Origin of the sequence: Gordonia alkaliphila (assembly GCF_039542465.1) — a bacterium.
In the GTDB taxonomy this organism is placed as follows: domain Bacteria; phylum Actinomycetota; class Actinomycetes; order Mycobacteriales; family Mycobacteriaceae; genus Gordonia; species Gordonia alkaliphila.
The window spans coordinates 141,263-165,326 of record NZ_BAABIE010000008.1; the positions used below are offsets into that span (position 1 = coordinate 141,263).

General features: G+C 70.5%; 26 protein-coding genes. 13 read left to right on the forward strand and 13 right to left on the reverse strand.

What is annotated here, in order from left to right:
* Positions 1–99 precede the first annotated feature (99 nt).
* The 5 genes from ABD989_RS10290 (at position 100) to ABD989_RS10310 (ending at position 4,447) form a co-directional block, all read left to right on the forward strand.
* Positions 100–906 carry an META domain-containing protein gene (locus ABD989_RS10290; protein WP_345313422.1) on the forward strand — a complete coding sequence of 269 codons (807 nt, stop codon included), beginning with the start codon at positions 100–102 and terminating at the stop codon, positions 904–906.
* 68 nt (positions 907–974) lie between these two features.
* Positions 975–1,985, forward strand: a complete 1,011-nt coding sequence (locus ABD989_RS10295; RefSeq protein WP_345313423.1) for a malate dehydrogenase — start codon at positions 975–977, stop codon at positions 1,983–1,985.
* 45 nt (positions 1,986–2,030) lie between these two features.
* Positions 2,031–2,879, forward strand: a complete 849-nt coding sequence (gene ppk2 / locus ABD989_RS10300) for a polyphosphate kinase 2 (protein WP_345313424.1) — start codon at positions 2,031–2,033, stop codon at positions 2,877–2,879.
* Between the two features lie 16 nt (positions 2,880–2,895).
* Positions 2,896–4,137 (forward strand): polysaccharide pyruvyl transferase family protein, encoded by a 1,242-nt coding sequence (locus tag ABD989_RS10305; RefSeq protein WP_345313425.1) that lies wholly within the window; start codon positions 2,896–2,898, stop codon positions 4,135–4,137.
* A 13-nt stretch (positions 4,138–4,150) separates the two neighbouring features.
* A complete protein-coding gene (locus tag ABD989_RS10310; RefSeq protein ID WP_345313426.1) occupies positions 4,151–4,447 on the forward strand; it encodes a DUF503 domain-containing protein in 297 nt (98 codons plus the stop codon).
* 7 nt (positions 4,448–4,454) lie between these two features.
* On the opposite strand, the gene ABD989_RS10315 is transcribed toward ABD989_RS10310, so the two are convergent.
* Together ABD989_RS10315 and ABD989_RS10320 are read right to left on the reverse strand one after the other, a co-directional pair.
* Entirely contained in the window at positions 4,455–4,856 is a 402-nt protein-coding gene (locus ABD989_RS10315) for a VOC family protein (RefSeq protein ID WP_345313427.1), read from the reverse strand.
* A 51-nt stretch (positions 4,857–4,907) separates the two neighbouring features.
* Positions 4,908–7,385, reverse strand: a complete 2,478-nt coding sequence (locus tag ABD989_RS10320; protein WP_345313428.1) for a Tex family protein — start codon at positions 7,383–7,385, stop codon at positions 4,908–4,910.
* Here ABD989_RS10320 and ABD989_RS10325 point away from each other — a divergent pair.
* Positions 7,384–7,980 (forward strand): hypothetical protein, encoded by a 597-nt coding sequence (locus ABD989_RS10325; RefSeq protein WP_345313429.1) that lies wholly within the window; start codon positions 7,384–7,386, stop codon positions 7,978–7,980. The genes ABD989_RS10320 and ABD989_RS10325 overlap by 2 nt on opposite strands.
* Here the strand turns inward: ABD989_RS10325 and ABD989_RS10330 are convergent.
* From ABD989_RS10330 to ABD989_RS10350, 5 genes are all read right to left on the reverse strand, one after another.
* Complete coding sequence (locus tag ABD989_RS10330; RefSeq protein ID WP_345313430.1) at positions 7,895–9,316, reverse strand: MFS transporter; 1,422 nt, start codon at positions 9,314–9,316, stop codon at positions 7,895–7,897. The genes ABD989_RS10325 and ABD989_RS10330 overlap by 86 nt on opposite strands.
* 97 nt (positions 9,317–9,413) lie before the next feature.
* The gene (locus ABD989_RS10335) at positions 9,414–10,421 is read right to left on the reverse strand and encodes a glutathione S-transferase family protein (protein WP_345313431.1); all 1,008 of its coding nucleotides are present in this window, start codon (positions 10,419–10,421) and stop codon (positions 9,414–9,416) included.
* Positions 10,422–10,474: 53 nt separating this feature from the next.
* The gene (locus tag ABD989_RS10340; protein ID WP_345313432.1) at positions 10,475–11,137 is read right to left on the reverse strand and encodes a hypothetical protein; all 663 of its coding nucleotides are present in this window, start codon (positions 11,135–11,137) and stop codon (positions 10,475–10,477) included.
* 57 nt (positions 11,138–11,194) lie between these two features.
* A complete protein-coding gene (locus tag ABD989_RS10345) occupies positions 11,195–11,704 on the reverse strand; it encodes a M15 family metallopeptidase (protein WP_425556519.1) in 510 nt (169 codons plus the stop codon).
* Positions 11,705–11,792: 88 nt separating this feature from the next.
* Positions 11,793–13,391, reverse strand: coding sequence for an ATP-dependent DNA ligase (locus tag ABD989_RS10350; protein ID WP_345313433.1), 1,599 nt, complete (start codon positions 13,389–13,391; stop codon positions 11,793–11,795).
* Between the two features lie 57 nt (positions 13,392–13,448).
* Between ABD989_RS10350 and ABD989_RS10355 the strand changes: the two genes are divergently transcribed.
* Positions 13,449–14,240, forward strand: a complete 792-nt coding sequence (locus ABD989_RS10355; RefSeq protein WP_345313434.1) for a uracil-DNA glycosylase — start codon at positions 13,449–13,451, stop codon at positions 14,238–14,240.
* Positions 14,237–14,596: a DUF488 domain-containing protein gene (locus ABD989_RS10360; protein WP_345313435.1), complete on the forward strand. Its 360-nt coding sequence runs from the start codon at positions 14,237–14,239 to the stop codon at positions 14,594–14,596. The genes ABD989_RS10355 and ABD989_RS10360 overlap by 4 nt, the downstream gene beginning before the upstream one ends.
* Here the strand turns inward: ABD989_RS10360 and ABD989_RS10365 are convergent.
* Complete coding sequence (locus ABD989_RS10365; protein ID WP_345313436.1) at positions 14,556–15,041, reverse strand: hypothetical protein; 486 nt, start codon at positions 15,039–15,041, stop codon at positions 14,556–14,558. The two genes, ABD989_RS10360 and ABD989_RS10365, sit on opposite strands and share 41 nt — an antisense overlap.
* 81 nt (positions 15,042–15,122) lie before the next feature.
* Here ABD989_RS10365 and ABD989_RS10370 point away from each other — a divergent pair, with 81 nt between their 5' ends.
* Positions 15,123–15,536 carry an NUDIX hydrolase gene (locus ABD989_RS10370; RefSeq protein ID WP_345313437.1) on the forward strand — a complete coding sequence of 138 codons (414 nt, stop codon included), beginning with the start codon at positions 15,123–15,125 and terminating at the stop codon, positions 15,534–15,536.
* Here the strand turns inward: ABD989_RS10370 and thiD are convergent.
* Positions 15,533–16,351 (reverse strand): bifunctional hydroxymethylpyrimidine kinase/phosphomethylpyrimidine kinase, encoded by an 819-nt coding sequence (gene thiD / locus ABD989_RS10375; RefSeq protein ID WP_246996272.1) that lies wholly within the window; start codon positions 16,349–16,351, stop codon positions 15,533–15,535. The two genes, ABD989_RS10370 and thiD, sit on opposite strands and share 4 nt — an antisense overlap.
* Before the next feature lie 36 nt (positions 16,352–16,387).
* Here thiD and ABD989_RS10380 point away from each other — a divergent pair, with 36 nt between their 5' ends.
* The gene (locus ABD989_RS10380) at positions 16,388–17,071 is read left to right on the forward strand and encodes a DNA alkylation repair protein (protein ID WP_345313438.1); all 684 of its coding nucleotides are present in this window, start codon (positions 16,388–16,390) and stop codon (positions 17,069–17,071) included.
* On the opposite strand, the gene ABD989_RS10385 is transcribed toward ABD989_RS10380, so the two are convergent.
* Positions 17,040–18,107, reverse strand: coding sequence for a PQQ-dependent sugar dehydrogenase (locus ABD989_RS10385; protein ID WP_345313439.1), 1,068 nt, complete (start codon positions 18,105–18,107; stop codon positions 17,040–17,042). The genes ABD989_RS10380 and ABD989_RS10385 overlap by 32 nt on opposite strands.
* A gap of 113 nt (positions 18,108–18,220) precedes the next feature.
* On the opposite strand from ABD989_RS10385, the gene ABD989_RS10390 reads away from it, so the two are divergent.
* Both ABD989_RS10390 and ABD989_RS10395 read left to right on the forward strand, forming a co-directional pair.
* Positions 18,221–18,829: a HEAT repeat domain-containing protein gene (locus ABD989_RS10390; RefSeq protein WP_345313440.1), complete on the forward strand. Its 609-nt coding sequence runs from the start codon at positions 18,221–18,223 to the stop codon at positions 18,827–18,829.
* A gap of 6 nt (positions 18,830–18,835) precedes the next feature.
* Entirely contained in the window at positions 18,836–19,843 is a 1,008-nt protein-coding gene (locus tag ABD989_RS10395; protein ID WP_345313441.1) for a HEAT repeat domain-containing protein, read from the forward strand.
* 16 nt (positions 19,844–19,859) lie between these two features.
* On the opposite strand, the gene ABD989_RS10400 is transcribed toward ABD989_RS10395, so the two are convergent.
* Both ABD989_RS10400 and ABD989_RS10405 read right to left on the reverse strand, forming a co-directional pair.
* Positions 19,860–21,404 (reverse strand): fatty acyl-CoA synthetase, encoded by a 1,545-nt coding sequence (locus tag ABD989_RS10400; RefSeq protein WP_246996277.1) that lies wholly within the window; start codon positions 21,402–21,404, stop codon positions 19,860–19,862.
* Positions 21,405–21,447: 43 nt separating this feature from the next.
* Positions 21,448–22,239 (reverse strand): YggS family pyridoxal phosphate-dependent enzyme, encoded by a 792-nt coding sequence (locus ABD989_RS10405; RefSeq protein WP_372493257.1) that lies wholly within the window; start codon positions 22,237–22,239, stop codon positions 21,448–21,450.
* A 50-nt stretch (positions 22,240–22,289) separates the two neighbouring features.
* Between ABD989_RS10405 and ABD989_RS10410 the strand changes: the two genes are divergently transcribed.
* The gene (locus ABD989_RS10410) at positions 22,290–23,462 is read left to right on the forward strand and encodes an alkaline phosphatase family protein (RefSeq protein WP_345313442.1); all 1,173 of its coding nucleotides are present in this window, start codon (positions 22,290–22,292) and stop codon (positions 23,460–23,462) included.
* On the opposite strand, the gene ABD989_RS10415 is transcribed toward ABD989_RS10410, so the two are convergent.
* Positions 23,446–24,033: a DUF222 domain-containing protein gene (locus ABD989_RS10415; RefSeq protein WP_345313443.1), complete on the reverse strand. Its 588-nt coding sequence runs from the start codon at positions 24,031–24,033 to the stop codon at positions 23,446–23,448. The two genes, ABD989_RS10410 and ABD989_RS10415, sit on opposite strands and share 17 nt — an antisense overlap.
* Positions 24,034–24,064: the final 31 nt, after the last annotated feature.

Genomic DNA, 24,064 nt, shown 5'->3' on the forward strand with positions numbered 1-24,064 from the left:
GGCTACCCCCGAACGGACGGCGTCCGGGTACGAATCGTGATCTACCGTACGCGGGTCGAGCCGACACGGGCATGGGGTCAGTGCACTACCGTTGTCTGTGTGAGCTCCTACCGCAGAATCCTCCGTCTGAACGCGGTGCTGGCGCTGGTCGCCGTGGCCGCCCTGTCCGGATGCGGTTCCGACGAAGCCGCCGCCCAGTCCGAGCCGTCGGCGCTGGTGGGCAAGACCTATCTGTCCACCGAGGTGACCGGCCCGGCGATCCCCGGCGGCGGTCCGATGGAACTGACCTTCCCCCAGCCCGGCCGGATCGCGGCCACCGCGGGCTGCAATCGCCACATGGGCGAGGTGACCTTCGACGGCTCGACGATGACGCCCGGGCAGCTCGCCTCCACGATGATGGCCTGTCCTGGTCCGGCCGAGCAGGCCGACGCGTGGCTCGCCGACTTCCTGTCCGGCCCGCTGACCTGGTCCCTCGCCGACGACACCACCCTCACGCTCAGCCGCGGGGAGGGCGACGCCCGCCGCGCGGTGACCCTCGTCGAACGCGCGAACACCGCACTGACCGGCACCACCTGGACGGTGACCGCCATCGTGACCGAGCAGGCCGTCGAGTCCTCCCGCGCCATCGAGGACTCCGCCCCGAACCTCCGGCTGGCCGACGACGGCACGGTCTCCGGGTCCACCGGCTGCAACAACTTCCGCGGCAACGCCACGGTGACCGGCGACAAGATCACCTTCAGCGGGATCGCCGCCACCAAGATGGCGTGCCCGCCCGAGATCGCCCGCGTGGAACAGGTCGTCCTCGACACGCTGCGCGGTTCGGTGACCTACCGCATCGACGGCAACGAGCTCGCACTCACCAACGACGCCGACCCGAACGCGGGTCTGCGTCTGCGCGCGAACTGACGCCCGAACTCGCCCGCACCCAGCCCCGCCCCCGGTTTTCCCGCCGGGGACCGACGAAAGGCGCTCACATGCCCACCTCCTCGACCCACTCCACCGCCTTCACCAAGCCGCCCGTCACGGTGACGGTCACCGGCGCCGCAGGCACCATCGGTTACGCCGCGCTCTTCCGCGTCGCCGCCGGCGCCATGCTCGGCCGCGACCAGCCGGTGCACCTGCGCCTGCTCGAACTGCCGGCCGCCCTGGGCGCCGCGGAGGGCATCGCGATGGAGCTCGACGACTGCGCCCTGCCGCAGCTCGCGTCGGTGGAGATCTTCGACGATCCGCGCGCCGCCTTCGACGGTGTGCAGCAGGCCCTGCTGATCGGCGCCAAGCCCCGCACCAAGGGCATGGAGCGCGCCGATCTGCTGTCGGCCAACGCGTCGGTGTTCTCCGCACAGGGCAAAGTGCTGGGCGAGGTCGCGGCCGACGACGTGCGCATCACCGTCGTCGGCAATCCGGCCAACACCAATGCCGCGATCGCCGCTCGGAACGCGCCCGACATTCCGCGCGAACGCTTCTCCGCACTCACCCGGCTCGACCACAACCGGGCCATCGCGCAGCTGGCCGGGCGCGCCGAGGTGCCGGTGACCGCGATCAGCGGCATCACCATCTGGGGCAACCACTCGGCCACCCAGTACCCGGACATCTTCCACGCCCGCGCGGGCGAGCTGACCGGCGCGGCACTCGCGGCCGACCGCGACTGGCTGGTGGACGACTTCATTCCGACGGTGGCGCAACGCGGTTCGGCGATCATCGCCGCGCGCGGCGCCTCCTCGGCGGCCTCCGCCGCCAACGGCACCATCGACCACGTGCGCGACTGGGCACTCGGCACCGCGGGTGACAGCTGGACGTCGGCCGCCATCGTCTCGCCGGGCGTCTACGGCGTTCCCGAAGGTCTCGTCTGCTCGTTCCCGGTCCGCTCGGACGGCACCGACTGGCAGATCGTCGAGGGGCTGGAGATCAATGAGTTCTCCCGCGCCCGTATCGACGCCTCGGTGGCCGAGCTGCAGGCCGAGATCGCCGCCGTCGACGCACTGTAGAACAGTCCGCCTCTCCCTACCCGCACCGCACACTAGGATCACGCTATGAGCAAGCAGGAAAAGACCAAGAAGAAGTCGCAGCCGAAGAACTCGCTGTCGAAGAAGGCCTACGAGTCCGAGCTCTTCCGCTTGCAGACCGAACTGGTCGCCCTGCAGGAATGGGTCCGCGCCACCGGCGCACGCGTCGTGGTGATCTTCGAGGGCCGCGACGCCGCGGGCAAGGGCGGCGCCATCAAGCGGATCACCCAGTACCTGAGCCCCCGCGTCGCCCGGGTGGCCGCGCTGCCCGCGCCGACCGACCGGGAGAAGGGCCAGTGGTACTACCAGCGCTACGTGGCGCACCTGCCCGCTCCCGGTGAGATCGTGCTGCTCGACCGGTCCTGGTACAACCGCGCCGGCGTCGAGAAGGTGATGGGCTTCTGCACCCCCGAGGAGCACACCCGCTTCCTGCGCCAGACCCCGATCTTCGAGCAGATGCTGATCGACGACGGCATCCTGCTGCGCAAGTACTGGTTCTCGGTGTCCGACGCCGAGCAGCTCCGCCGGTTCCGCGCCCGCCGCGACGACCCGGTGCGCCAGTGGAAGCTCTCCCCGATGGATCTGGAATCCATCTACCGGTGGGAGGACTACTCGCGCGCCAAGGACGAGATGATGGTGCACACCGACACCTCCGCCAGCCCCTGGTTCGTGGTGGAGTCGGACAACAAGAAAGCCGCGCGCCTCAACATGATCGCGCACCTGCTCTCCACCATCCCGTACACGAGCGTGCCGAGCCCGGTGGTGAAGCTGCCCAAGCGGCCGCTGTCGTCGGGCAACTACGTCCGGCCGCCCCGCTCGCTGAGCAAGTTCGTCCCCGATCACGTCGCCACCCTCATCGGCGACACCGAGGACTGACCGGCACTTCTCCACCGTGAACACTGCATCCTCTCGCCTGGCCACGCTGCGCAGGCAGGCGCGGCGCGCCTTCGAGTTCCACGACCTGATCTACCTGGTGGGTCCGGCCGGCTACCCCAATTACGGCGACGAGCTGATCATGGAGGCGTGGCTGCGCTACTTCGCGCGGCACCGTCCGCTGGCCACCGTGGTCGTCGACTGCGGTCGGCCCGGATCGGCGAATCTCCTTCTGCGGCAGGCCAATTCGCGGGCGATCTTCGTCAACACCCTGTGGGAGTTGACCCACCACGCGAACTCGGCGCCGGAGGACTCCGCCATCGATCCGGAGCGGCCCTGGGAGTGGGTGGCCGCGGCCGCGAGCCGCTTCGGGGTGGCGCCCGCCGAGGGTTCCGGTGTGGAGATGCTGTTGCGCGCCAAGACCATTCACCTGGTCGGCGGCGGCTACATCAACCGGGTGTGGCCGCATCAGATGGCCCTGGTCGCGGCGATCGCCGAGGTCTCCCGGGTCACCGGTGCCCGCGCCGTGGCCACCGGGCAGGGCCTGGTCCCGGCGCTCGAGGGTGAGGCGTTGACCCGTTTCCTCACGGACGCAGCGCAATTCACCGTGTTCGACGTCCGGGATCGGCCGTCCTTCGAACTGCTCGACGGCATCGCCACGGCCACCCGGCACGGCGACGATGCGTGGCTGTCACCGCGCCTGCAGCAGCCCACCGACGTACCGCCGAGCGGCGAGGTGGTGCTCTGTGCCCAGAGCGACCTGACCGAGGACTTCCGTCGCGGCGAGGCGAGCGGTCCGGCGGCCCTCGCCGACCTGCTGACCGCGATCCTGGACGCCTGGGCGGTGCCTGCCGAGCAGGTCACCGTGGTCGAGGCCATCCCCGGCTACGACATGACCGTGCCGACGTTGATGGGCGATCGCCTCGACGGCGCCCGGATCCGGACCTTCCTCGACGTGTGGCGGGACGGCCTGCCGACCGGGCACGGCGCCACCTGGCTGTCCACCCGCTTCCACCCGCATCTGCTGGCCGCCGCGGCCGGCGACTCCGGCGTCGCCGTCGTCCCGAAACCGGACTACTACGGCACCAAGCACGCCTCGCTCGCCGACCTGGGCAGCCGCTGGCCGATCCTGTCCGGCGACGATCCGATCCCCGACCGTCCCGTCGCCGGCGGCTATACCGCTGACGAGGTCGCCGCGGCGGTCGCCGACAAGCGGGCACTCGCCAAACAGCTCTATCCCACGGGCGCCCGCGTGCGTTAGGCTCGGCACCCGTATGTGGATTGGAACTGTAGAACTCGATTTCCTGCTCGGCGATGTGCACTCGCTCAAAGAGAAGCGTTCGGTGGTGCGCCCGATCGTGGCCGAGATCGCCCGCAAGTACGACGTCTCGGTCGCCGAGGTGGAACACCGTGACCTGCACCGGCGCGCCGGCCTCGGGGCCGCCGCGGTGAGCGCCGACCGCGCCCACGTGGTCGATGTGCTCGACGCCGTCGAACGCCTCGCCGCGTCGCGACCGGAGGTACAGCTGTTGTCGGCGCGTCGCCGCTACCTCGCCAGCGAGGACCTGTAACCGGCGGTCAGTGATCGGCGGCCGCGGCGACGCAGAACTGGTTTCCGTCCGGATCGGCGAGCGTCACCCAGCTCATACCGGGCATCTCGCGCTCGGCGATCAGCGTGGCCCCCGCATCGAGGAGTCGGGCCACCGCGGCCGACCTGTCGTCGGCCACCAGGTCCAGATGAATCCGGTTCTTGGCGCGATCGGCCGGGGCCGCACTGAGCGGACCTTCGACGCCGTCCGGGTCCTCCACCTGCTGGAAGGCCAGCAGCGGCATCCCCTCGCCCAGGCTGAGCACCACGAAGAAGCCCTCGTTCTCCTGCAGAACGGTCGCGTCGAAGGCGTCGCGCCACCAGTCGCTCAGCGCGAGCGCGTCGGTGGTGTCGACGGTGATCATGGCCATGCGCAGTGTGCGGTTCGTCATAGGACGATCCTACTCGAACACCTGTACCAATGCGCCGAAACCGCGAAAGGGTCAGCGACCGAAGCCGGCGTCCCGCAATGCCTGGGCCATGGAGCCCGAGGCGGCGCTGTCCGAGCGTCCCCCGCCGCCCTGACGATTCCCACCCTGGCGGCCACCACCCCGCGTGTTGCCACCCTGGCGGTTGCCCGAGTGGGGCTTACCGCCCCGGGGGTTGTTGCCCGGCCGATCGCCGCCGGGCCGACCACCGCCGCGCTTGGCGCGGTCGCCCGGTTCGTCGTTCAGACGCAGAGTGAGGCCGATGCGCTGGCGGTCGGTGTCCACCTCGAGGACCTTCACCTTCACCACCTGGCCCGAGCGGACCACCTCGTGCGGGTCGGAAACGAACTTGTCGCTCATCGCCGAGACGTGCACGAGGCCGTCCTGGTGGACGCCGACGTCGACGAAGGCACCGAACGCGGCGACGTTGGTGACGACGCCTTCGAGCACCATGCCGGGCTTGAGGTCGGCGACCTTCTCCACGCCCTGTGCGAAGGTGGCGGTCGCGAATGCCGGACGCGGGTCGCGGCCCGGCTTCTCCAGTTCGCTCAGGATGTCGGTGACGGTGGGCACGCCGAAGCGTTCGTCCGCGAACTCCGCGGGCTGCAGGGTGCGCAGGGTCCGGGTGTCGCCGATCAGTTCGCCGAGGGCGAGGCCGGTGCGGTCCAGGATGCGGCGCACCACCGGGTACGACTCCGGGTGGACGCCGGAGGCGTCGAGCGGATCGTCGCCGCCGGTGATCCGCAGGAAGCCCGCGCACTGCTCGAACGCCTTGGGGCCCAGGCGCGGCACGTCGAGCAGCGCCTTGCGGCTGGCGAAGGCGCCCACTCCGTCGCGGTGGTTCACGATGGCCTGCGCCAGGGTCGGTGTCACACCGGACACGCGCGACAGCAGCGGCACCGACGCGGTGTTGAGGTCCACGCCGACGGCGTTCACCGCGTCCTCGACCACCGCGTCCAGACTCTTGGCCAGGGTGCCGGGGGTCACGTCGTGCTGGTACTGCCCCACGCCGATCGACTTCGGGTCGATCTTCACCAGTTCGGCGAGCGGATCCTGCAGGCGGCGGGCGATGGACACCGCGCCGCGCAGGGAGACGTCCATGTCGGGCAGCTCGGTGGAGGCGTACTCGGAGGCCGAGTACACCGATGCGCCCGCTTCGGAGACGACGGCCTTCGCCGGGGCGGCCCGTCCGGCCGTGCGCAGGTCGGCGATCAGCTCGGTGGCGAGCGCATCGGTCTCGCGCGAGGCGGTGCCGTTGCCGATGGCGACGAGCTCCACGTCGTACTTGGCGATCAGCGCGGCGAGACCGGCCTTGGCCTGGTCCCACTTGTTGGCGGGCTGGTGCGGGTAGATCACCGCGGTGTCCAGTGGCTTGCCGGTGCCGTCGACCACGGCGACCTTCACGCCGGTGCGGAAGCCGGGATCCAGGCCCAGGGTGGCGCGGGTGCCGGCCGGGGCGGCCAGCAGCAGGTCCTTCAGGTTGGTGGCGAAGACCGTGACCGCCTGCTCCTCGGCGCGGCTGCGGACGCCCAGGCGGGCGTCGATGGTGGCCGAGATCAGCAGCTTGGTGCGCCATGCCCAGCGGGCGGTGGTGGCCAGCCAGTCGGTGGCCGCGCCCGGTGCGCTGCGGTCGATGCCCAGCGTGGCCGCCACCAGGGTGATGTAGTCCTCGTCCTCGCCGCCGTCGAAGGTCAGGCTGAGCGCGCCCTCCTTCTCGCCGCGGAGCACGGCGAGCACCCGGTGGCTGGGTATGGTCTCCAGCGACTCGCTGAAGTCGAAGTAGTCGCGGAACTTCTGCGCGGCGGGGGTGGCGGCGATCTGCTCGGACTTCGGTGCGGTCGCCAGTCGGCCCTGGGCCCAGAACTTCTCGCGGACGGCGCCGACCAGTTCAGCGTCCTCCCCGGCCCGCTCGATCAGGATGTGGCGCGCACCGTCGAGAGCGGCGGCGGCGTCGGCCACGTCCTCGCCGAGGTAGGCCGCGGCGGCCTCATCCGGGACGAGCGTGGGATCGGCCAGCAGCGCGTCGGCGAGCGGTTCCAGGCCGGCCTCCCGTGCGATCTGCGCCTTGGTGCGCCGCTTCTTCTTGTACGGCAGGTAGATGTCTTCGATCCGGGCCTTGGTGTCGGCGGTCATCAGGGCCGCCCGCAACTGGTCGGTGAGTTTGCCCTGCTCCTCGATCGACGCCAGGACCGCGAGCCGACGCTCGTCCAGTTCCCGCAGGTAGGTCAGTCGCTCTTCGAGACGACGCAGCTGCGCGTCGTCGAGGCTGCCGGTGATTTCCTTGCGGTAGCGGGCGATGAACGGAACGGTGGAGCCCTCGTCGAGCAGTTTCACCGCCGCGGCCACCTGGCCTTCGGCGACGCCGAGTTCGTCGGCGAGACGGGCGTTGACCGACTTGATCGGCGCGGGATTCGACGGGCTGGCGGGGTTCACAACGGTTCCGGACACTCGCGCAAGGCTACCGGTGCCGGTCGCGTCGGTACAGTGAGCCATGCCCGATTCCCGGACGGTGGCCGACCGTTTCGCGCGCAGCCTGGCCGTCACCGGCCGCGGGCTGCGCGCCCTGCTGTTGACCATCGCGGCGCTCGCCGCGAGCCTGGGACTGCTGGCCATGACCGTGGGCGTCCTGTCGTGGCGGCACGCCGATCAGTGGCGGGTACCGGTCGGCATCCTCATCGTGGTGCTGCTGTGCCTGCCCGCCGTGCTGCTGCCGGTGCTCGTGCACCGTCGACTCGCCCCGCTGACCCGCGCCATCGAGCGTCCGGACCACCTGACCGCGCAGGCGCGCGACTACGTCGCCGACGTGCGGTCCGGCACGGAACTGGCGGACATCGCCGCCCTCGCGAGCGGGCCCACGTCGATCTGGCGGCCGCGCAGCCTGTGGCAGGCCGCCCGGTTGGTCGGTTCGTTCACCGGCCGGATCACACCCGACTCCACCCGGCAGCCGCTGCTGGCCGCCTTCATGCCCGTCTATCTGCGGACATTGTGGCTGGTGGTGATCGTCACCGCGTGGGCACTGGTCGTCGCGACGGTGGTGTTGGCAGGATCACTCGTGGCGGTGCTGCTGGGCTGGACTCCGACGAGCTGACGCCCACGGGATCGGGGACTGCCGGATCGGGGTCTGCCGGATCGGGATCTGCGGGTTCGACGTCGACCACGTCGGTCTCCTCGTCGACCTGCGACACCGGCGCGGCGGCAACCGCACGGCGGCGCACCAGCAGGATCACCAGACCGATCACCAACAGCTGCAGGAGGCCGCCGCCGATCAGGGAGGCGCGGGGGCCGAAGATCTCGGCGAGCCATCCGAGCAGGGGCGCACCGATCGGCGTGCCGCCCATCAGCACCGTCATGTACAGCGCCATCACCCGGCCCCGCACCTGCGGATCGACACTGGTCTGGATGTACATGTTGGCGGCGGTCAAGGTCAGCAGGACCACGAGTCCGGTGATCGGCAGGCTGATCGCGTACCAGAGGTAGTTGGGGGCCAGGCCCGAGACGGTGATGATGACGCCGACGACGGTCGCCGCTCCCACCACGAAACGCAGGCTGGGCACTTTGCCGCGGCGCGCGGCGATCAGCGCGCCCAGGAGGGAACCGATGCCCATGATCGAGCCGAGCAGCCCGTAGGCTTCCGCGCCCAGGTGGAACTCGCCGCGCACCATCAGCGCGTTGGTCATCTGGAAGTTCATGCCGAAGGTGCCGACGGCGAACGCCACCCCGAGCGCGATGAGCAGGTCGGCGCGCTGCGCCACATACGAGAAGCCTTCGCGCAGTTGACCTTTCGCACGTGCGACGGGCTCCGAACGGGACAGTTCGCTCCGGTTCAGCATGCTGAGCGCCACCAGGAAGGCGAGGTAGCTGACGGCGTTGGTCAGAATGGCCCAGCCGACGCCGGCCGAGGCCATGGTGAGGCCCGCGATGCCGGGTCCGATCAGTCGCGCGGCGTTGAACGACGAACTGTTGAGGCCGATCGCGTTCGTCAGGTGCTCGCGGCCGGCCACCTCGGAGACGAAGGCCTGCCGGGCGGGGGCGTCGAGCGCCGCACCGATACCGAAGATGAAGGCGAAGAGATAGACGTGCCAGGTCTCGGCGACGCCGGCGACGGTGAGGGCGCCGAGCCCGAGGGCCGAGATCGCCATCCACGATTGGGTGAGGATGAGCAGCTTCCGCTTGTCGACGCGGTCGGCGAGGAGTCCGCCCCACGGTGAGAGGAGCACCGCGGGCAGGAACTGCAGGGCGGTGGTGATGCCGACGGCCATCGCCGATCCGCCGGAGAGCTGCAGCACCAGCCAGTCCTGCGCGACGCGCTGGATCCAGGTGCCGATGTTCGACACGAAGGCGCCGGTGACGTACATCCGGAAGTTGGGTACCGCCAGGGCCGCGAATGTTTGACTCGAACCGACCTTCTTACGCCTGAACCCCACTCCGCGGACCTCCTTGTATTCCACGGAGTTCCAACCAACGGGGCGGGAGGACTATTCCCTCACCAGGGGATTTCGTCTCTGGTGAGGGCGCTGGGACCTAGTGTCCCGTGTTGGAGAGCGGGGCGGGGGCGTCGCCGTCGCCGAACGGACGGCCGCCGAGGGCCTCGCGACCGTGCGGGGTGGTCCAGTTCGACAGGTCCGGGCCCTTGGGGACGATGCCGAGCGGGTTCAGGTCGCGGTGCACCTCGTAGTAGTGCCGCTTGATGTGATCGAAATTCGTCGAATCCCCGAAGCCGGGCGTCTGGTACAGGTCGCGGGCGTACGCCCACAGCACCGGCATCTCCGACAGCTTCTGCCGGTTGCATTTGAAGTGGCCGTGGTACACCGGATCGAAGCGAGCCAGCGTGGTGAACAGGCGGACGTCGGCCTCGGTGATGGTGTCGCCGACCAGATAGCGCTGGGTGGCGAGGCGCTCCGAGAGCCAGTCCAGGCGGCTGAACAGCTGGTCGTAGGCCGCGCCGTACGCGCTCTGCGAACCGGAGAATCCGCACCGGTAGACGCCGTTGTTCACGTCCCGATAGACCAGCGCGTTCACCTCGTCGATCTCCGCGCGCAGATCCTCCGGGTACAGCACCGGCGCGCCGGGCCGGTGGAAGTCGACCCATTCGGTCTCGAAGTCGATGGTGATCTGCGGGAAGTCGTTGGTGACCACCGCACCGCTGCGTTCGTCGACGATGGCCGGCACGGTGATCCCCTTCTCATAGCCGGGGATGCGCTTGAAGTAGGCATCCTGCAGCCGGGGGATGCCGAGCACCGGGTCCACGCCGCCGGGATCGAGGTCGAAGGTCCACGACCGCTGGTCGTGGGTGGGGCCGCACACGCCCATCGAGATGGCGCGTTCCAAGCCGAGCAGCCGGCGCACGATGATCGTGCGGTTGGCCCACGGGCAGGCGTAGGAGACCACCAGCCGGTAGCGGCCGGGTTCCACCGGGTAACCGTCGGCGCCGTCGCGGGTGATGCGGGTCTCGATGTAGCGGGTGTCCCGCTCGTACGGCTGATCAGCCTGCACGTAGAAACCGTCTTCTGTGGACTCGTTGATGGCCATGGCTCCAGCCAACCAGGAATCCGTGACCACTGCCAGAGTCCGGCCCACACGTCTCACTCCAGGGCGCGGATCCCGTGCGGTTCGTCGTCGACGAGGGCCGCGAAGGCTTCCGTCTCAGCGATCTCGGCGACGTTGGCGAGCGCGTCCGCCTCCTCCTCGGTGGCCCCCTCGAGGGCGCGCGCGAGTTCGGCGGCGACGTTGATGTAGCGGGCCTTGCGCACTTCCGGCTTGTCGATCTCTTCGGCCACCGTCTTCGCGATCACCCGGCGGATCTCGGCGTCGACCTGCGCCAGGTTGCGGATGATCTCACCGCGCATGTTCCGCGAGTTCACGTCCACCACCACGTCGCGCGGCGCCGGCGGATCCACCTCGATGCGCAGTTCCAGCGGCTTGGCGCAGCGCACCGTCAACGGGAGCGTGATCAGGCCTTCGACGTCGTAGTGGATGCGGTCGACCTTCAGATCGATCAGCAGTCCGATGGCCAGCGGCAGCTTCACGGTGAAGGTGATCAGCTCCCCCACCACGCGGGTGATCTGCGGATCGGCGATGTGCACGTCGGCGACCACCTTGACCACACCGCCGGGTCCGGCCGGCAGTGGTCCCACCTGGAACTCTTCGCCCGCGATCGCGCTGAAGGCGGCGCCGATACGCGACTCGGTGACCGCTACTTCGAAGAAGCTGCGGCCGAACTCTTCGTACGACAGATACTCGGGCACCGCTCCATTGTGACGCAGAACCCTGCGGGGCAGCCAGCCGACTCCCCGCCCACGGCGTCAGCGACGCGGCCGAGCGGAGGCGTCCGGCACCCGCGGAGGACACGGCGTCATGGGGAGCGTCGCGAGTTCGAAATGCCACCATTCGTTGTCGAACGAGCGGCACAATCCGTACCGAAAGCCGTTGCGCTGCAGCCACGCCGCACCCGCGCGGGGTGCGACGTCGATCGCCTGTCCGGTCACATGGGTCGACTCGTTCGGCGGCAACACCCACCGGCGGGCGGCCGACGCGCTGCCGTACGTGCGCAGCCCGTCGCGCCACAGCGCGGCCTGTTCGGCGCGGCTGCGCTTGCCCGAGTTGATCCACAGCGGCACCCCCGCCGCATGGGCTTCGTGCGCGGCCAGGGTGTAGGCGATCGCCAACTGGGGCGTCAGTCCCTCGGTGTCCGGCGCCAGCAGGCTGGGCGGCGCCGCCTGCGCCGTCGGCGTCGTGGTCAACGGCAGCAGGAGCGCGGCGGCCGTCGTCGCGACGACGGCACCGGCGGTGCGGAGGGTGCGAACGACGGCCAAGGTTCCTCCGTGGGCAGGCGGGCTTCTTCCGCCTCATTCTGCCAGGGCCGATCGCCCGCCACCCGCCGACGTGGGGTCTCGGGGTCGGCTATCCCCGCGGCGGGAGCCGCTGCAGCAGGTCGTCGACGGTGTCGGCCTGCGCGGCGGGTTTGACGTCGGCACCGATGCGATAGCGCTTGACCCGCGCGAAGCGCAGCGCGAGGCCGCCGGGATAGCGGCTCGACCGCTGCACGCCGTCGATCGCCACCTCGACCACCGTCTCCGGGGCCAGCGCGAGGGAGTACCCGTCGTCGCCGGTGGCGATGGTCGGAAAGTACTCGGTCTGCCAGCGCAGCAGGTCGTCGGTCAGCCCCTTGAACGTCTTGCCGACCATCACGAAACCGCCGGCGTCACCGAACCGTCCCTGCGGGTCGCGGGCACCCAGGTGCAGGTTCGACAACCAGCCGGCGCGTCGTCCCGAGCCGCGTTCGACGGCCAACACCACCAGGTCGAAGGTGTACACCGGCTTCACCTTGATCCAGTCCGCGCCGCGGCGGCCGGCCGCGTACGGGGCGCCCAGTGCCTTGACCACGACGCCCTCGTGGCCTGCGGCCAATGCCGCGTCGAACGTGTCCCGCGCAGCACGGGCTCGCTCGGCGGAGTCGGCAACCGCACCGTCGCCCGGGATCAGCGCACCGGGAATCAGGGCACCGGGAATCAGGGCCGGGCCGACGATCGCCTGCAGCAGCTCGTGCCGGTCGGACAGCGGGGCGTCGACGAGGCTGCGGTCCTGCGCGTACAGCACGTCGAAGAAGCTGACCGACAGCGGCCGGTCGCCGGTGGCCCGGCCGCCGAACCGGCTCATCGTGTCCTGGAAGGGCCGGGCCCGGCCGTCGGCGTCGAGGGTGAGCGTCTCGCCGTCGAGCACCAGGTCGCCACCCGGGAAACCGCCGACCAGTTCGACGATCTCGGGGACGCGGTCGGTCACTTCGGCCAGACTCCGCGTGTAGGCGCGCACCACGCCGTCGACCCGGTGCACCTGCAGCCGCGCACCGTCGAGTTTGTATTCGACCGACACCGGACCGAGCGCTGCCACGGCCTCCTCGACGCTCGGCGCCGACGACGCCAGCATCGGCTGCACCGGCACGCCCGGAGTCAACGTGATCCGGGTCAGGTCCTCCCCCGCCAGCGCGGCGCGCGCGGTCTCGCCGAGGTCCCCGGACAGCATGGCGGCGCGCCGGACCACGGCGACCGGCACCGCCGCCGCCTGTCCGATCGCATCGGTCAGCACACCGGCCAGCGCACCGGTGCGCATCTCGCCGGTCAGCACGCGCACCAGAAAGTCCTGTTCGGTCGCGGTCGCCCGGCCGAGCAGGTCGGTGAGCGCCGCGGTGCGTCGCGCAGCGCTGCCGGCGCCCCGGGCGGTCGCCAACGCGGTGAAGGCCTCGTCGACGTCCTCGATGCACAACGACGCGGTGTCGGCCGGTGACGGGCGCACGTTCGCGACCGTCCGCCACCCGATGCCGAGGCGGCCCTGCACCGGGCTGCCCAGCAGCAGGCCCACCGCGATGGGCGCCTGCGCCGGCGGCACCTGCGCGAGCGCCGCCGCCAGCGCGGCGATCTTGGCCGTGCGCGCACGCGTCGCGGCCGCCTCCGCGGCGGCCGACACCAGCGCGGAGAGCGCGGGCGACGCCTGCGGTCCGGACATGCCCCGAGCCTAGACCGAGGCCACCCGCTGCCGTCGGTTCGCAGCTACCGTGAAGTCATGGCTCCTTCCGGCACCACCGCCCCGCGGCGCGCCCGGGCGGTCGGCGACCTCGGTGCGCTCGACGCGCTGATCACCACGTGCCGCGCATGTCCGCGACTGGTGGCGTGGCGCGAGGAGGTGGCTCGCGAGAAGCGGGCCGCGTTCGTCGACCAGATCTATTGGGGCAGAGCGGTTCCCGGCTTCGGGCCGACGGATGCCCGCCTCCTGATCCTCGGTCTGGCCCCGGCCGCGCACGGCGCCAACCGCACCGGCCGCATGTTCACCGGCGACCGCAGCGGCGACTTCCTGTACGCCGCCATGTTCGCGACGGGACTGGCCAATCAGCCCGACGCCGTGTCCGTCGACGACGGACTACGACTGATCGGCGCACGCATCACGTCACCGGTGCACTGCGCGCCGCCACAGAACAAGCCGACCCCCGCCGAGCGGCGCACCTGCTCGCCGTATCTGGCCCGCGAGCTGGAGTTGCTGGCGCCGACCCTGCGCACCGTCGTGGTGCTGGGTGCGTTCGGTTGGCAGGCGCTGCTGTCGGTGCTGATCGACGCCGACTGGGCGGTGCCGCGGCCGCGACCGAAGTTCGGGCACGGCGCCGAGGTTCGGGTGCAGCACCCGGACGGCCGCCGCCTGATCCTGCTCGGCTGCTTCCACGTCAGTCAGCACAACACGTTCACCGGGCGCCTCACGCCGCAGATGCTGGAGGCTGTGCTCGCGCGCGCCGACGCACTGGCGGGCGGGGCGGGACTGCAGGACCAGAACGCACGACAACCGGAGGACGGGCCGCAGCGATGACGGAGAAGACCGTGCGGGTGCGCCGCATCTACGAGGATCCGGCCCCGGACGACGGCGCGCGGGTACTGGTGGACCGACTGTGGCCGCGCGGCCTCAGCAAGGACCGCGCCCACCTGACCCTGTGGTGCAGGGAAGTGGCGCCGTCGACCGGGCTGCGCAAGTGGTACGCCCACGACCCCGCCAAGTTCGACGAGTTCGCGCAGCGGTATCGCGACGAGCTCGCCGACGACGAGCAGAAGCAGGCGCTGGCCCGGCTGCGTGAGTTCGCTGCAGCGGGGAACCTCACGCTGCTGACGGCCACCAAGGAGCCGCAGATCAGTGAGGCGCAGGTGCTTCGTCAGCTCCTCGACGGCTGACCTCGTCGACGCGGGAGCGCGTCCACCGGACGCCCACCTCCCGGATCACGACCGCGGAAATGAGCACGAGAAGCACCAGCCACGGCGTCACCACCACCGATCCCCGCGCCGGATCGGCCCAGGAAGCGCCCACCAACAGCACACCGGCGCCGACCGCGGTGGCGGCCGGTGCGGCCGCACTCCAGAGACCGCGTGGCGGCAACACACTCTCGGCCACCGCCGCGCATGCCGCGACCACCAGCCCGACCACCGCGGCGGTGGCCACGATGTTCCACTGGGTGAATCCGGAGCCGATGCTGTGGACGGGCGTGTAGGCGGTCCAGCCGAGGTCGGTTTCCACGTAGTCGGCGTAGCGGCGCGGCATTCCGTCGCCCGGGAGCGCTCCGATGTGCAGCACGGTCGCCACTACGAACAGCCACCACCCGAGGTCACCGATCCACCGCATCCAACTGACTATCCCCCGACTGCGCACGACGCGACTCTATCGGGCACGCCCACCGCGACTGCGCCCCGCTACGGTGGACGGATGCGCATCGTCCTCGCCGCCAGTGTCGTCCTCGTCGACGAGGACGGACGTGTGCTGCTGGTCAAGCGCGGCCACGACCCGCAGCGCGGCCGCTGGTCGGTGCCCGGCGGTCACGTGGAGCCTGGCGAGACGTTCGAGGAAGCCGCGGTGCGCGAGGTTCACGAAGAGACCGGCCTGGAGGTGACCGTCGGCGAAGAACTGTGGACCGCGACGGTGCCGTTCGGCGACGACGAACTCTTCGAGGTGCACGACTTCGCGGGCACCGTCACCGGCGGCGTCCTGCGTTCGGGCGACGACGCCGAGGAGGTCCGGTGGGTGGCCCCCGCCGACTTGGCGGACCTGCCCCTGACCACCGGGCTGCTCGGCTATCTGCGCGGCGCGGGCGTGATCGCCGCGAACAGCGAGTACCGCTAGTCGTTCAGGCTCAGCTGTTCCACGTAGCCGCCCTGCCAGACGGCGTCGAACGGCGCGTTCCCGCTGACCCGCGCTGCGATGCCGGCGGTGACGAACTCCTTGGCGAAGGCCACGGCGTCGGCCACGGCGGCACCCTTGGCCAGTTCCGCGGTGATCGCGGCGGCCAGGGTGCAGCCCGCGCCGGAGACCCGCTCCTGCCCGATCTTCGGCGCGCGGAACACCGTCACCGTCTCGCCGTCGAACAGCACGTCGATGGCGTCGTCGCCGGGCAGGTCGACGCCGCCCTTGGCGATCACGTACTCCGGGCCGAGCGCGTGGATGCGGCGCGCCGCCTCGATCAGGTCCTCTTCGGTCTGGATCTGCTCGATGCCGGAGAGGATCTGCGCCTCGAAGCGGTTCGGCGTCACGACGGTGGCCTGCGGCAGCACCTTCTCGCGCAGCGCGGTGTCGGTGTCGAGAGCGGCGCCGGGCTCCTGCCCCTTGCAGATCAGCACCGGGTCGAGCACCACGTGCCGCCAGCGGCGGCTGTTCAGCGAGTCGGCGACCACGTCGATCGTCGCCGGGGTGCCGAGCATGCCGATCTTCACCACGTCGAGGTCGTACACCCCGTTGGCGGCCTCGAACTGGTCGGCGATCACGCCAGGCTCCACGGGCACGAAGCGGTGACCCCAGCCGTTCTTCGGGTCGAACGACACGATGCACGTGATGGTACCGACGCCGAAGACGCCCAGCTCCTGGAAGGTTTTCAGGTCGGCCTGCAGACCGGCGCCGCCGGTGGCCTCGGAACCTGCGATGACATATGCGAGATCAACCACGGCTACGAGGGTACGCGGCGCACTATCCTCGGCCGCATGACCGCACCCGTACTCGACGACGTCCTAGCCGAACTCGCGGAGTTGCGCGACCCCACGTTCCTCGCCGTCAACACCCGTCACGGCGACGATCACGCGGTGCACCTCACGGCGCTGCGCGCGGTCGCCAAGAAGTTCAAGGCGCAACCCGATCTCGCGACAGCCCTGTGGGCCACCGACGACAGCGCCGCGCGCCTCCTGGCGATCCTCGTGTGCCGACCCAAGCAGTTCCGCCGCGACGAGTTGGACACCATGATCCGGCAGACGCGCACCCCCAAGGTGCACGACTGGCTGGTGGGCTACGTGGTGAAGAAGAGCCCGCATGCCGAAGAACTGCGGGTCGCGTGGCTGGCCGACGCCGATCCGGTGGTCGCCAGTGCGGGCTGGGCGCTCACCGCCGACCGGGTGGTGCGGGCGGCCAAGGCCGACGACCTCGCGAGCCTCGACCTCGACGGTCTCCTGGACGTAATCGAAGCGGAGATGGCCGACGCGCCCGAGCGCCTGCAGTGGGCCATGAACACGTGCCTGGCCCACATCGGCATCGAGGACCCCGGCCGGCGACCGCGCGCGCTCGCGATCGGCGAACGCCTCGGCGTGCTGCGCGACTACCCCACCGCGCCGAACTGCACCTCGCCCTATGCGCCGACGTGGATCACCGAGATGGTTCGACGTCGCCAGAGCTGAGCTGGACGCGCAGAATCCGGTCGTCGTTGGCGCCCGGCCGGCCGCGCCCGTCGGTGTTGTTGGTGAGCACCCACAGCGAACCGTCGGGCGCCACCACCGCATCGCGGAGTCGACCGGCACCCTGGAGGGTGTCGGTGGTGCCCCACGGCGCACTCGCGGAGACGGTGCGCAGGCGTTGCCCGCGCAGGTTGGCGATCACGATCCGCCCGTCGTGGAAGGCGATGCCGCTGGGGCTCGCCTGCTGCGGTGACCATTGCTGAACGGGATCGACGAAGCCTTCGCGCCCGGCGATGCCCTCCACCACCGGCCACCCGTAGTTGGCGCCCTCGGTGATCACGTTGAGCTCGTCCCAGGTGTCCTGCCCGAACTCGGCGACGAACATCGTGCCGTCCGGCGCCCACGCCAGTCCCTGCGAGTTCCGGTGGCCCATCGAGTACACCCGCGCCTGCACCTGGTCCGGGGTGCCGTCGGGGTCGGCGATCTGCAAGATCTTGCCGGCCAGCGAATTCGGGTCTTGGGCCCGGTCCGGCTGCCCCGCATCGCCGGTGGTGGCGTACAGCCGGCCGTCGGGGCCGAAAGCGAGGCGGCCGCCGTTGTGATGGGCCGAGACCGGAATGCCGTCGACGATCACCTGCCCGTCGCGGAGCGACAGTGCGCCGGGCTCGCCGTCGATGGCGAAGCGTTCGATGCGGTTGTCGGATGCGGTGGAGTAGTACGCGTACAGGTAGTCGTCGCGGACCGCGAGGCCCATCAAGCCGCCCTCACCACCGGCACGTACCCCGTCGACGCGGGCCACTTCGCGGGACTCGCCGTCGGCGTCGAGCTCTACGATCCGTGCCGAATCGCGTTCACTGACCAGCGGCGTGTCGCCATAGAAGGCGATCGACCAGGGCGCGTCGAGTCCCGTCGCCACCTCTGACGCACCCGCCTCGACGGTCGTGGCGCTGGGGAGGGCCACGTCCTCGGCCGAGCATCCCACGACCAACCCCAACGTCACCAGCGATGCCGCCCAACGCGCTGCTCTGCGTGCATACATGGATCGATTCTGCGCGAATGGTTGCGCGCACGCAATGGTCCCTTTGACCCTGACACGGTGTCAGGCCGTTCACTCGGTATCGGGTACCGACCCGGAACCGTAAGGAGAAGCCCATGACCGTCTCGATGCGCCACGAACAGGTGTCGACGGCACTCACCGCACCGAACGCCTCGGTGCGGCTGCGTGCAGCACTCGCCGCGGGCACCGAACCCGCTGCCCGCTATCCCGCGCTCCTAGTGCAGCGGTGCGCGATCGAGCGGGATTTCTTCGTCCGCGACATGCTGACCTGGGCGCTGGTTCGCCAGGACGTGGAGGCGACGTTGCCGCTGCTGCTGCGCGAGGTCCGCGGCCGTGGATCGGAGGCGAAAAGCCAAGCGCTGCACACGATGTCGAAGATTGGCGACCCGCGGGGCTGGTCGGCGATCACTCCAGAACTGCTCGACTCCCCCGACGACGATCTCGCCGCGAGCGCGTGGCGCGCCGCGGTGGTGCTGGTGCCGGACGATCTGCGCGAGTCGCTCGCCTGGTCGTTGGCCGCACGTCTGGGCCGCGACGATCGGCCGCTGCGCCGCAGTCTGAGCCGGGCCCTGGCGGCACTCGGCCAAGCTGCCGAAAGCCCGCTGCGGGCCGCCGCATCGAGCGACAATGAGGCGGTGCGTGTGCACGCCGCCGCCACACAGCGGCTGCTCGACGACCCCGACGCCGGACTGGACGAGGTGTAGACGACCATGCAGATCGGCGAGGTGGCACAGCAGTCCGGCGTCAGTGTCCGCATGCTGCGCCACTACGACAAGATCGGGCTGCTCACGCCGTCGACGCGATCGGCGGGCGGCTACCGCGAGTACGACGACGGCGATCTCCAGCGCCTGTTCCGGATCGAGAGCCTGCGGACCCTCGGCCTGTCCCTCGCGGAAGTCGCTGTCGCACTGGCGGATTCCGGGGCGGACCCGGGCGCACTGATCGACCGGCTGATCACGCAGACGAAGGAACGACTCGCCGCCGAGGCCGATCTGCTGGAGCGCCTGTCGACGCTGCGGTCGGGCGCGCCGCAGCGATGGGCGCAGGTGGAGCAGCTGCTGCCGTTGATCCGCGGCCTGCAGTCGGTGCAGCCGGTACGACGCCAACTCAGCGCACTCGGCATGGACGCGGGCGACGCGGTCCGCCTGGCGGAGCCGTTGACCCAGGCTGTGCTGGCCGAGACCGAGCCCATTACCGCGGGTGCGCTCAAGTGGGCGCTGCGTCGCTCCGGCGATGCAGCGCTCGGCCCGCTGGCGTCCGCGCTCGACGACCCCGACCCGCTGGTGCGACGTCGCGCCGTCGAAGCGATCGCCGAGTCACCGTCGGACGCGGCGACCGCCACGCTGTCGGCGCTGCTCGATCACGACGATCCGGTACTGCGGCGGCGGGCCGCACTGGCCGTCGGGCCGCGGGGTGTGGCCCAGGCCCTGCCGGTGCTCCTGCAGATGGTGATCGACGGCGTGGCCGACGTCGATGCCGCCGAGGCCCTCGGTGCGCTGGCGCGGCGGCGCGACCGCGCCGAGGACCTGGTGGACCTGCTGGTGACGCAGGTGAACGCCGCCGCCGATCCCGGCGCGCGGTTGCGCCTCACGCAGGCCCTGGCCGAGGTGCCGGGGCCGCCCACGGTGGCAGCGCTGTCGCGCCTGCGCGACGACGAGGACCCGAACGTCGCCCGCTCGGCGAACTACCTGGTCCGGTTGTTGTCCTCGTCGTCGTGACGTCCCCGCTGGGCGATCAGGAGTCGCGCAGCTCGCGCTTGAGCAGCTTGCCGCTCTGGTTGCGCGGCAGCGACTCCACAAAGCGGATCGCCTTGGGCACCTTGAACGGCGCCAGGCGCTCCTTCACGTGGGCGATCAGTTCGGTTTCGGTCACCTGCGCGCCGTCGCGGACCACGATCACCGCGGTGATCGCTTCGATCCACTTCTCGTCCGGCACACCGATCACCGCGACCTCGCCCACCGCGTCGTGCGTGTAGAGCGCGTCTTCCACTTCGCGGGAGGCGACCAGGATGCCGCCGGTGTTGATCACGTCCTTGATGCGGTCGACCACCGTGAGGTAGCCCTGCGCGTCACGGGTCACGAGGTCGCCGGAGTGGAACCAGCCGCCCTCGAACGCCGCCGCGGTGGCCTCCGGGTTGTCCCAGTAGCCCTCGCACAGCTGCGGCGACCGGTACAGCACCTCGCCGGGTTCGCCGTCGGGCACGTCGTTGCCGTCGGCGTCGACCACGCGGGTCTGCACGAACAGCACCGCGCGGCCGGCCGACGACGGCCGCTCCGCGTGCTCCTCCGGGCGCAGCACGGTGGCCAGCGGACCGATCTCCGACTGACCGAAACAGTTGTAGAAGCCCAGGTCCGGGTACTTCTCGCGGAGACGATTCAGGACGGTCACCGGCATGATCGACGCCCCGTACTGCGCCTTACGCAGGGACGACAGGTCGCGAGTGTCCAGGTCCGGGTGTGCGGCCAACGGCACCCACACGGTCGGGGCGAGGAAGAGCGCACCGATCCGGTCCGCTTCCACGATCCGCAGAATCTCCGGGATGTCCGGCGCGGGCAGCAGCGTGACGGTGGCGCCGACCGCGAGGTACGGAACCATGAACACGTGCATGCCTGCCGAGTGGTACAGCGGCATGCAGATCAGCGGGTTGTCATCGGCGGCGAGGTCGAGCGCCACGATCGACGACGTGTACTCGTGGACCAGTGCGCGATGAGTCATCATGGCGCCCTTGGGCTTCGACGTGGTGCCCGAGGTGTAGAGCAGCTGCACCAGATCTTCGCCGGAGGCCGCCGACTCGAAGTCGAGCGCCTCGCCCGCGGTCGCCAATTCCAGCAGCGAACCGTCCGCCTCCCGCAGCGGAAGTACATGTTCGACGGCGGTCGCGCTCAGGACCGCGTCCAACTGCGAGGCCAGTGCCGGATCCACCAGCGCGGCGCGGGCGCCGGACTGCGCCAGCAGGTAGCTCAGTTCCTCCCCGGTGAGCGCGTAGTTGATCGGCACGTGCACCAGACCGGCGCGCGCCGCGGCCAGGTAGCCGATCACGTAGGCATCGGAGTTGGTGCCGTAGGCGGCGACGCGGTCGCCGGCCGTGAGCCCGAGGTCGAGAAGTGCAGCCGCGGCCCGCGAGACAGCGTCGTCGAGCGCCGCGTAGGTCAGTTCGCGGCCACCGAAGCGCAGGGCGACCCGCTCCTTGTTGACGGCGGCGCTGCGTCGCAGGATCCCGTCGATGGTGTTGGCACGAGCATCGCCGCCGCGCGCCGCAGCCGTGTTGATGTCAGTCACAGTTCACCGTTCCAATCACTTATGTCACTCGGTGCCATTCACCCTAGTCTCCCGACGGTGCGGGGTCGGCGGCCGAGGGCCAGTAGTGACTGTCCGGGGTCGCGCGGGCACCGAAGATCGCCTGGCCGACGCGAACACAGGTCGATCCTTCTTCGATAGCGACCTCGTAGTCGCCGGACATGCCCATCGACAGTTCGCCCGGCCCGAGCAGGTCGGCGTCCACGTCCCGGACCCGTTCGCGGACCGCGCGGAGCCGACGGAAGCACCGGCGGACCAGTTCGGAGTCCGGGGTGAACAGCGCCAGCGTCATCAGACCGCGGACGCGCAGGGTGGGCAGGTCCGACACCTCGCGCAGAAACTGCAACACGTCGGCCGGTTCCAGCCCGTACTTCTGCGGCTCGGCCGACGTGTTCACCTGCACCAGCACGTCCAGAGTGCGGTCGGCCGCCGCCAGTCGTCGATCCAGCGCCTGCGCCACCCGCATGCTGTCGAGCGCTTGGAACTCGTCGGCGAAGGCCACCACGTCCTTGGCCTTGTTGGTCTGCAGATGGCCCACCACCGACCACGAGACGTCGAGATCGGCGAGCGCCGCGGCCTTGCCTTTGGCCTCCTGCACCTTGTTCTCACCGAGTTGACGGCACCCCGCGGCCACCGCGAGACGCACGCGGTCAGCGGGCACGGTCTTGGAGATCGGTAGAAGGCGAACCTCGTCGGGATCGCGTCCCGCACGGGCCGCGGCCGCGGCGATCCGCGCCCGGACGGCCGCGAGGTTGGCGGCGAAATCGGCGACTGTCACGGCTTCCGGATAGCGAACCGGCGGTGTGCTCTCGTCCATGTCCCCCATTGTGGGCCACAAACGCGGTCGGCTTCCGTAGCGTCGCAGGCATGGACCGTCTCCACGAACTGCTCCCCGGCTCTTGGCCCGACGACCCCACCCTCGCCGATCTGGCCGGATCAGCGTCCAGCGCACTGGGCTTCGGCGCCGACCGACCACTCCCCATTCCGGACAGCCACACCGTGGTGATCCTCATGGTCGACGGACTGGGAGACCTGCTGCTGCACGAACATTCGGTGTTCGCGCCGACGCTCCTCGCCCATCGCGCCATGCCGCTGCGGGTCGGCTTTCCGTCGACCACGGCCACCAGTCTCACGAGTCTGGGCACCGGCCTGCCGTGCGCCGAGCACGGCGTCCTCGGCTACAGCTTCGCACCGCGCGACCTCGATCCGGCCGTCGAGCACACTCTCAACGCCCTCCGGTGGACCCTGGACACCGCCGACGGGCCGCCCGCCGACGGCCTCTACCCGCCGACCGAGGTCCAGCCGATGCCGTCGGCGTTCGACGAGCTCACCCACGCCGGCGCCGCGGTGATCACGCTGATGCCCGAACTCTTCCGCGAGTCGGGCCTCACGCGCGCCGCCTACGGCACTCCCGCGGACTATCGCGATGCCTCGTCGCCGAATGCGGTGCGCGACCAAGCCGTCGAGCTGTTGGCGGCGGGCGATCAGGGACCTCGGCTGGTCTATGCCTATCTGCCCAACCTCGATGCGGCCGGTCACCGGTGGGGACCGGGCACCCCGGAGTGGCAGGAACGGCTCCGCCGGATCGACGACGTGGCCGCGGCCATCGTCGAGGCCCTGCAACCCGGCGCCACGCTGGTGGTGACCGGTGACCACGGCATGATCACCGCCGGGCGCCGCATCGACATCGACACCACGCCGGCGCTGACCGAGGGTGTCCGGGCCGTCGGCGGCGAGGCGCGCGTCCGCCACGTCTACGCCGAGCCCGGTCGCGCCGACGATGTGTTCACACGCTGGGCACACGAACTCGACGGCCACGCGCACGTCGCCACCCGCGACCAGGTGCTGGCCGAACGCTGGTTCGGCGCCCCCGCCGCCGCGCACGTCACCGAACGCATCGGCGACGTGGTGGCCGTGGCAGGACGGGACACGCTGCTCACCCGCAGCGTCCACGAACCGATGGAGACGATGATGCCGGGCCACCACGGCGGCTGGACCGTCGCTGAACTCCTGGTGCCGCTGATCATCGCCACCGGCTGATCAACCCGACCGGGTGGGTCCGCGCCGCACCGTGCGGCGCGGACCCGACGTCGATATGGAATTCTCCAACAACGCATCGCGTTGGAAGCGTGGCTTCCGGCAGTACTCCCCCGGACTCCGGCCGGTCCGAATGCGACAGATAGGTCCGCACCACCTGCGTCACCGCATCGGCACGCCGCCGCTTCGCCGACCGCGTGTCCTCCGAGCCGTCCGGCTCCGGCACCGGCCGCGTCAACGGATCCAGCGCCGCCCACAGTTCCTCCGCCGCGAGTGTGTCCAGATCCAGGGTCACCGCCACCCGACCGTCGTCGGTGCGGTCCATCGTCATCGCGTTCAGATCATCGCGTTCGGCGACGGGCACCCGCGCCGGCGTGGTCTGCACCAGCAGCGCGCCGACGACCTTGGCCCGCTTCTCCTCCGATAGGTTCACGCGATCGGTCAGGTGTGCCAACCCGGTCACCACCGCGTCCGCTTTCTCCGCCGACAGCGCACCGTCGCGCATGCCGCGCGTCACCGGCCCCGCGTCGTCGTCCGCTATCGCCTTCCCCAAGCGGGCGGCCCGATACGCCACCGCGGGTGCGGCATCGCGTTCGGTCAGGATC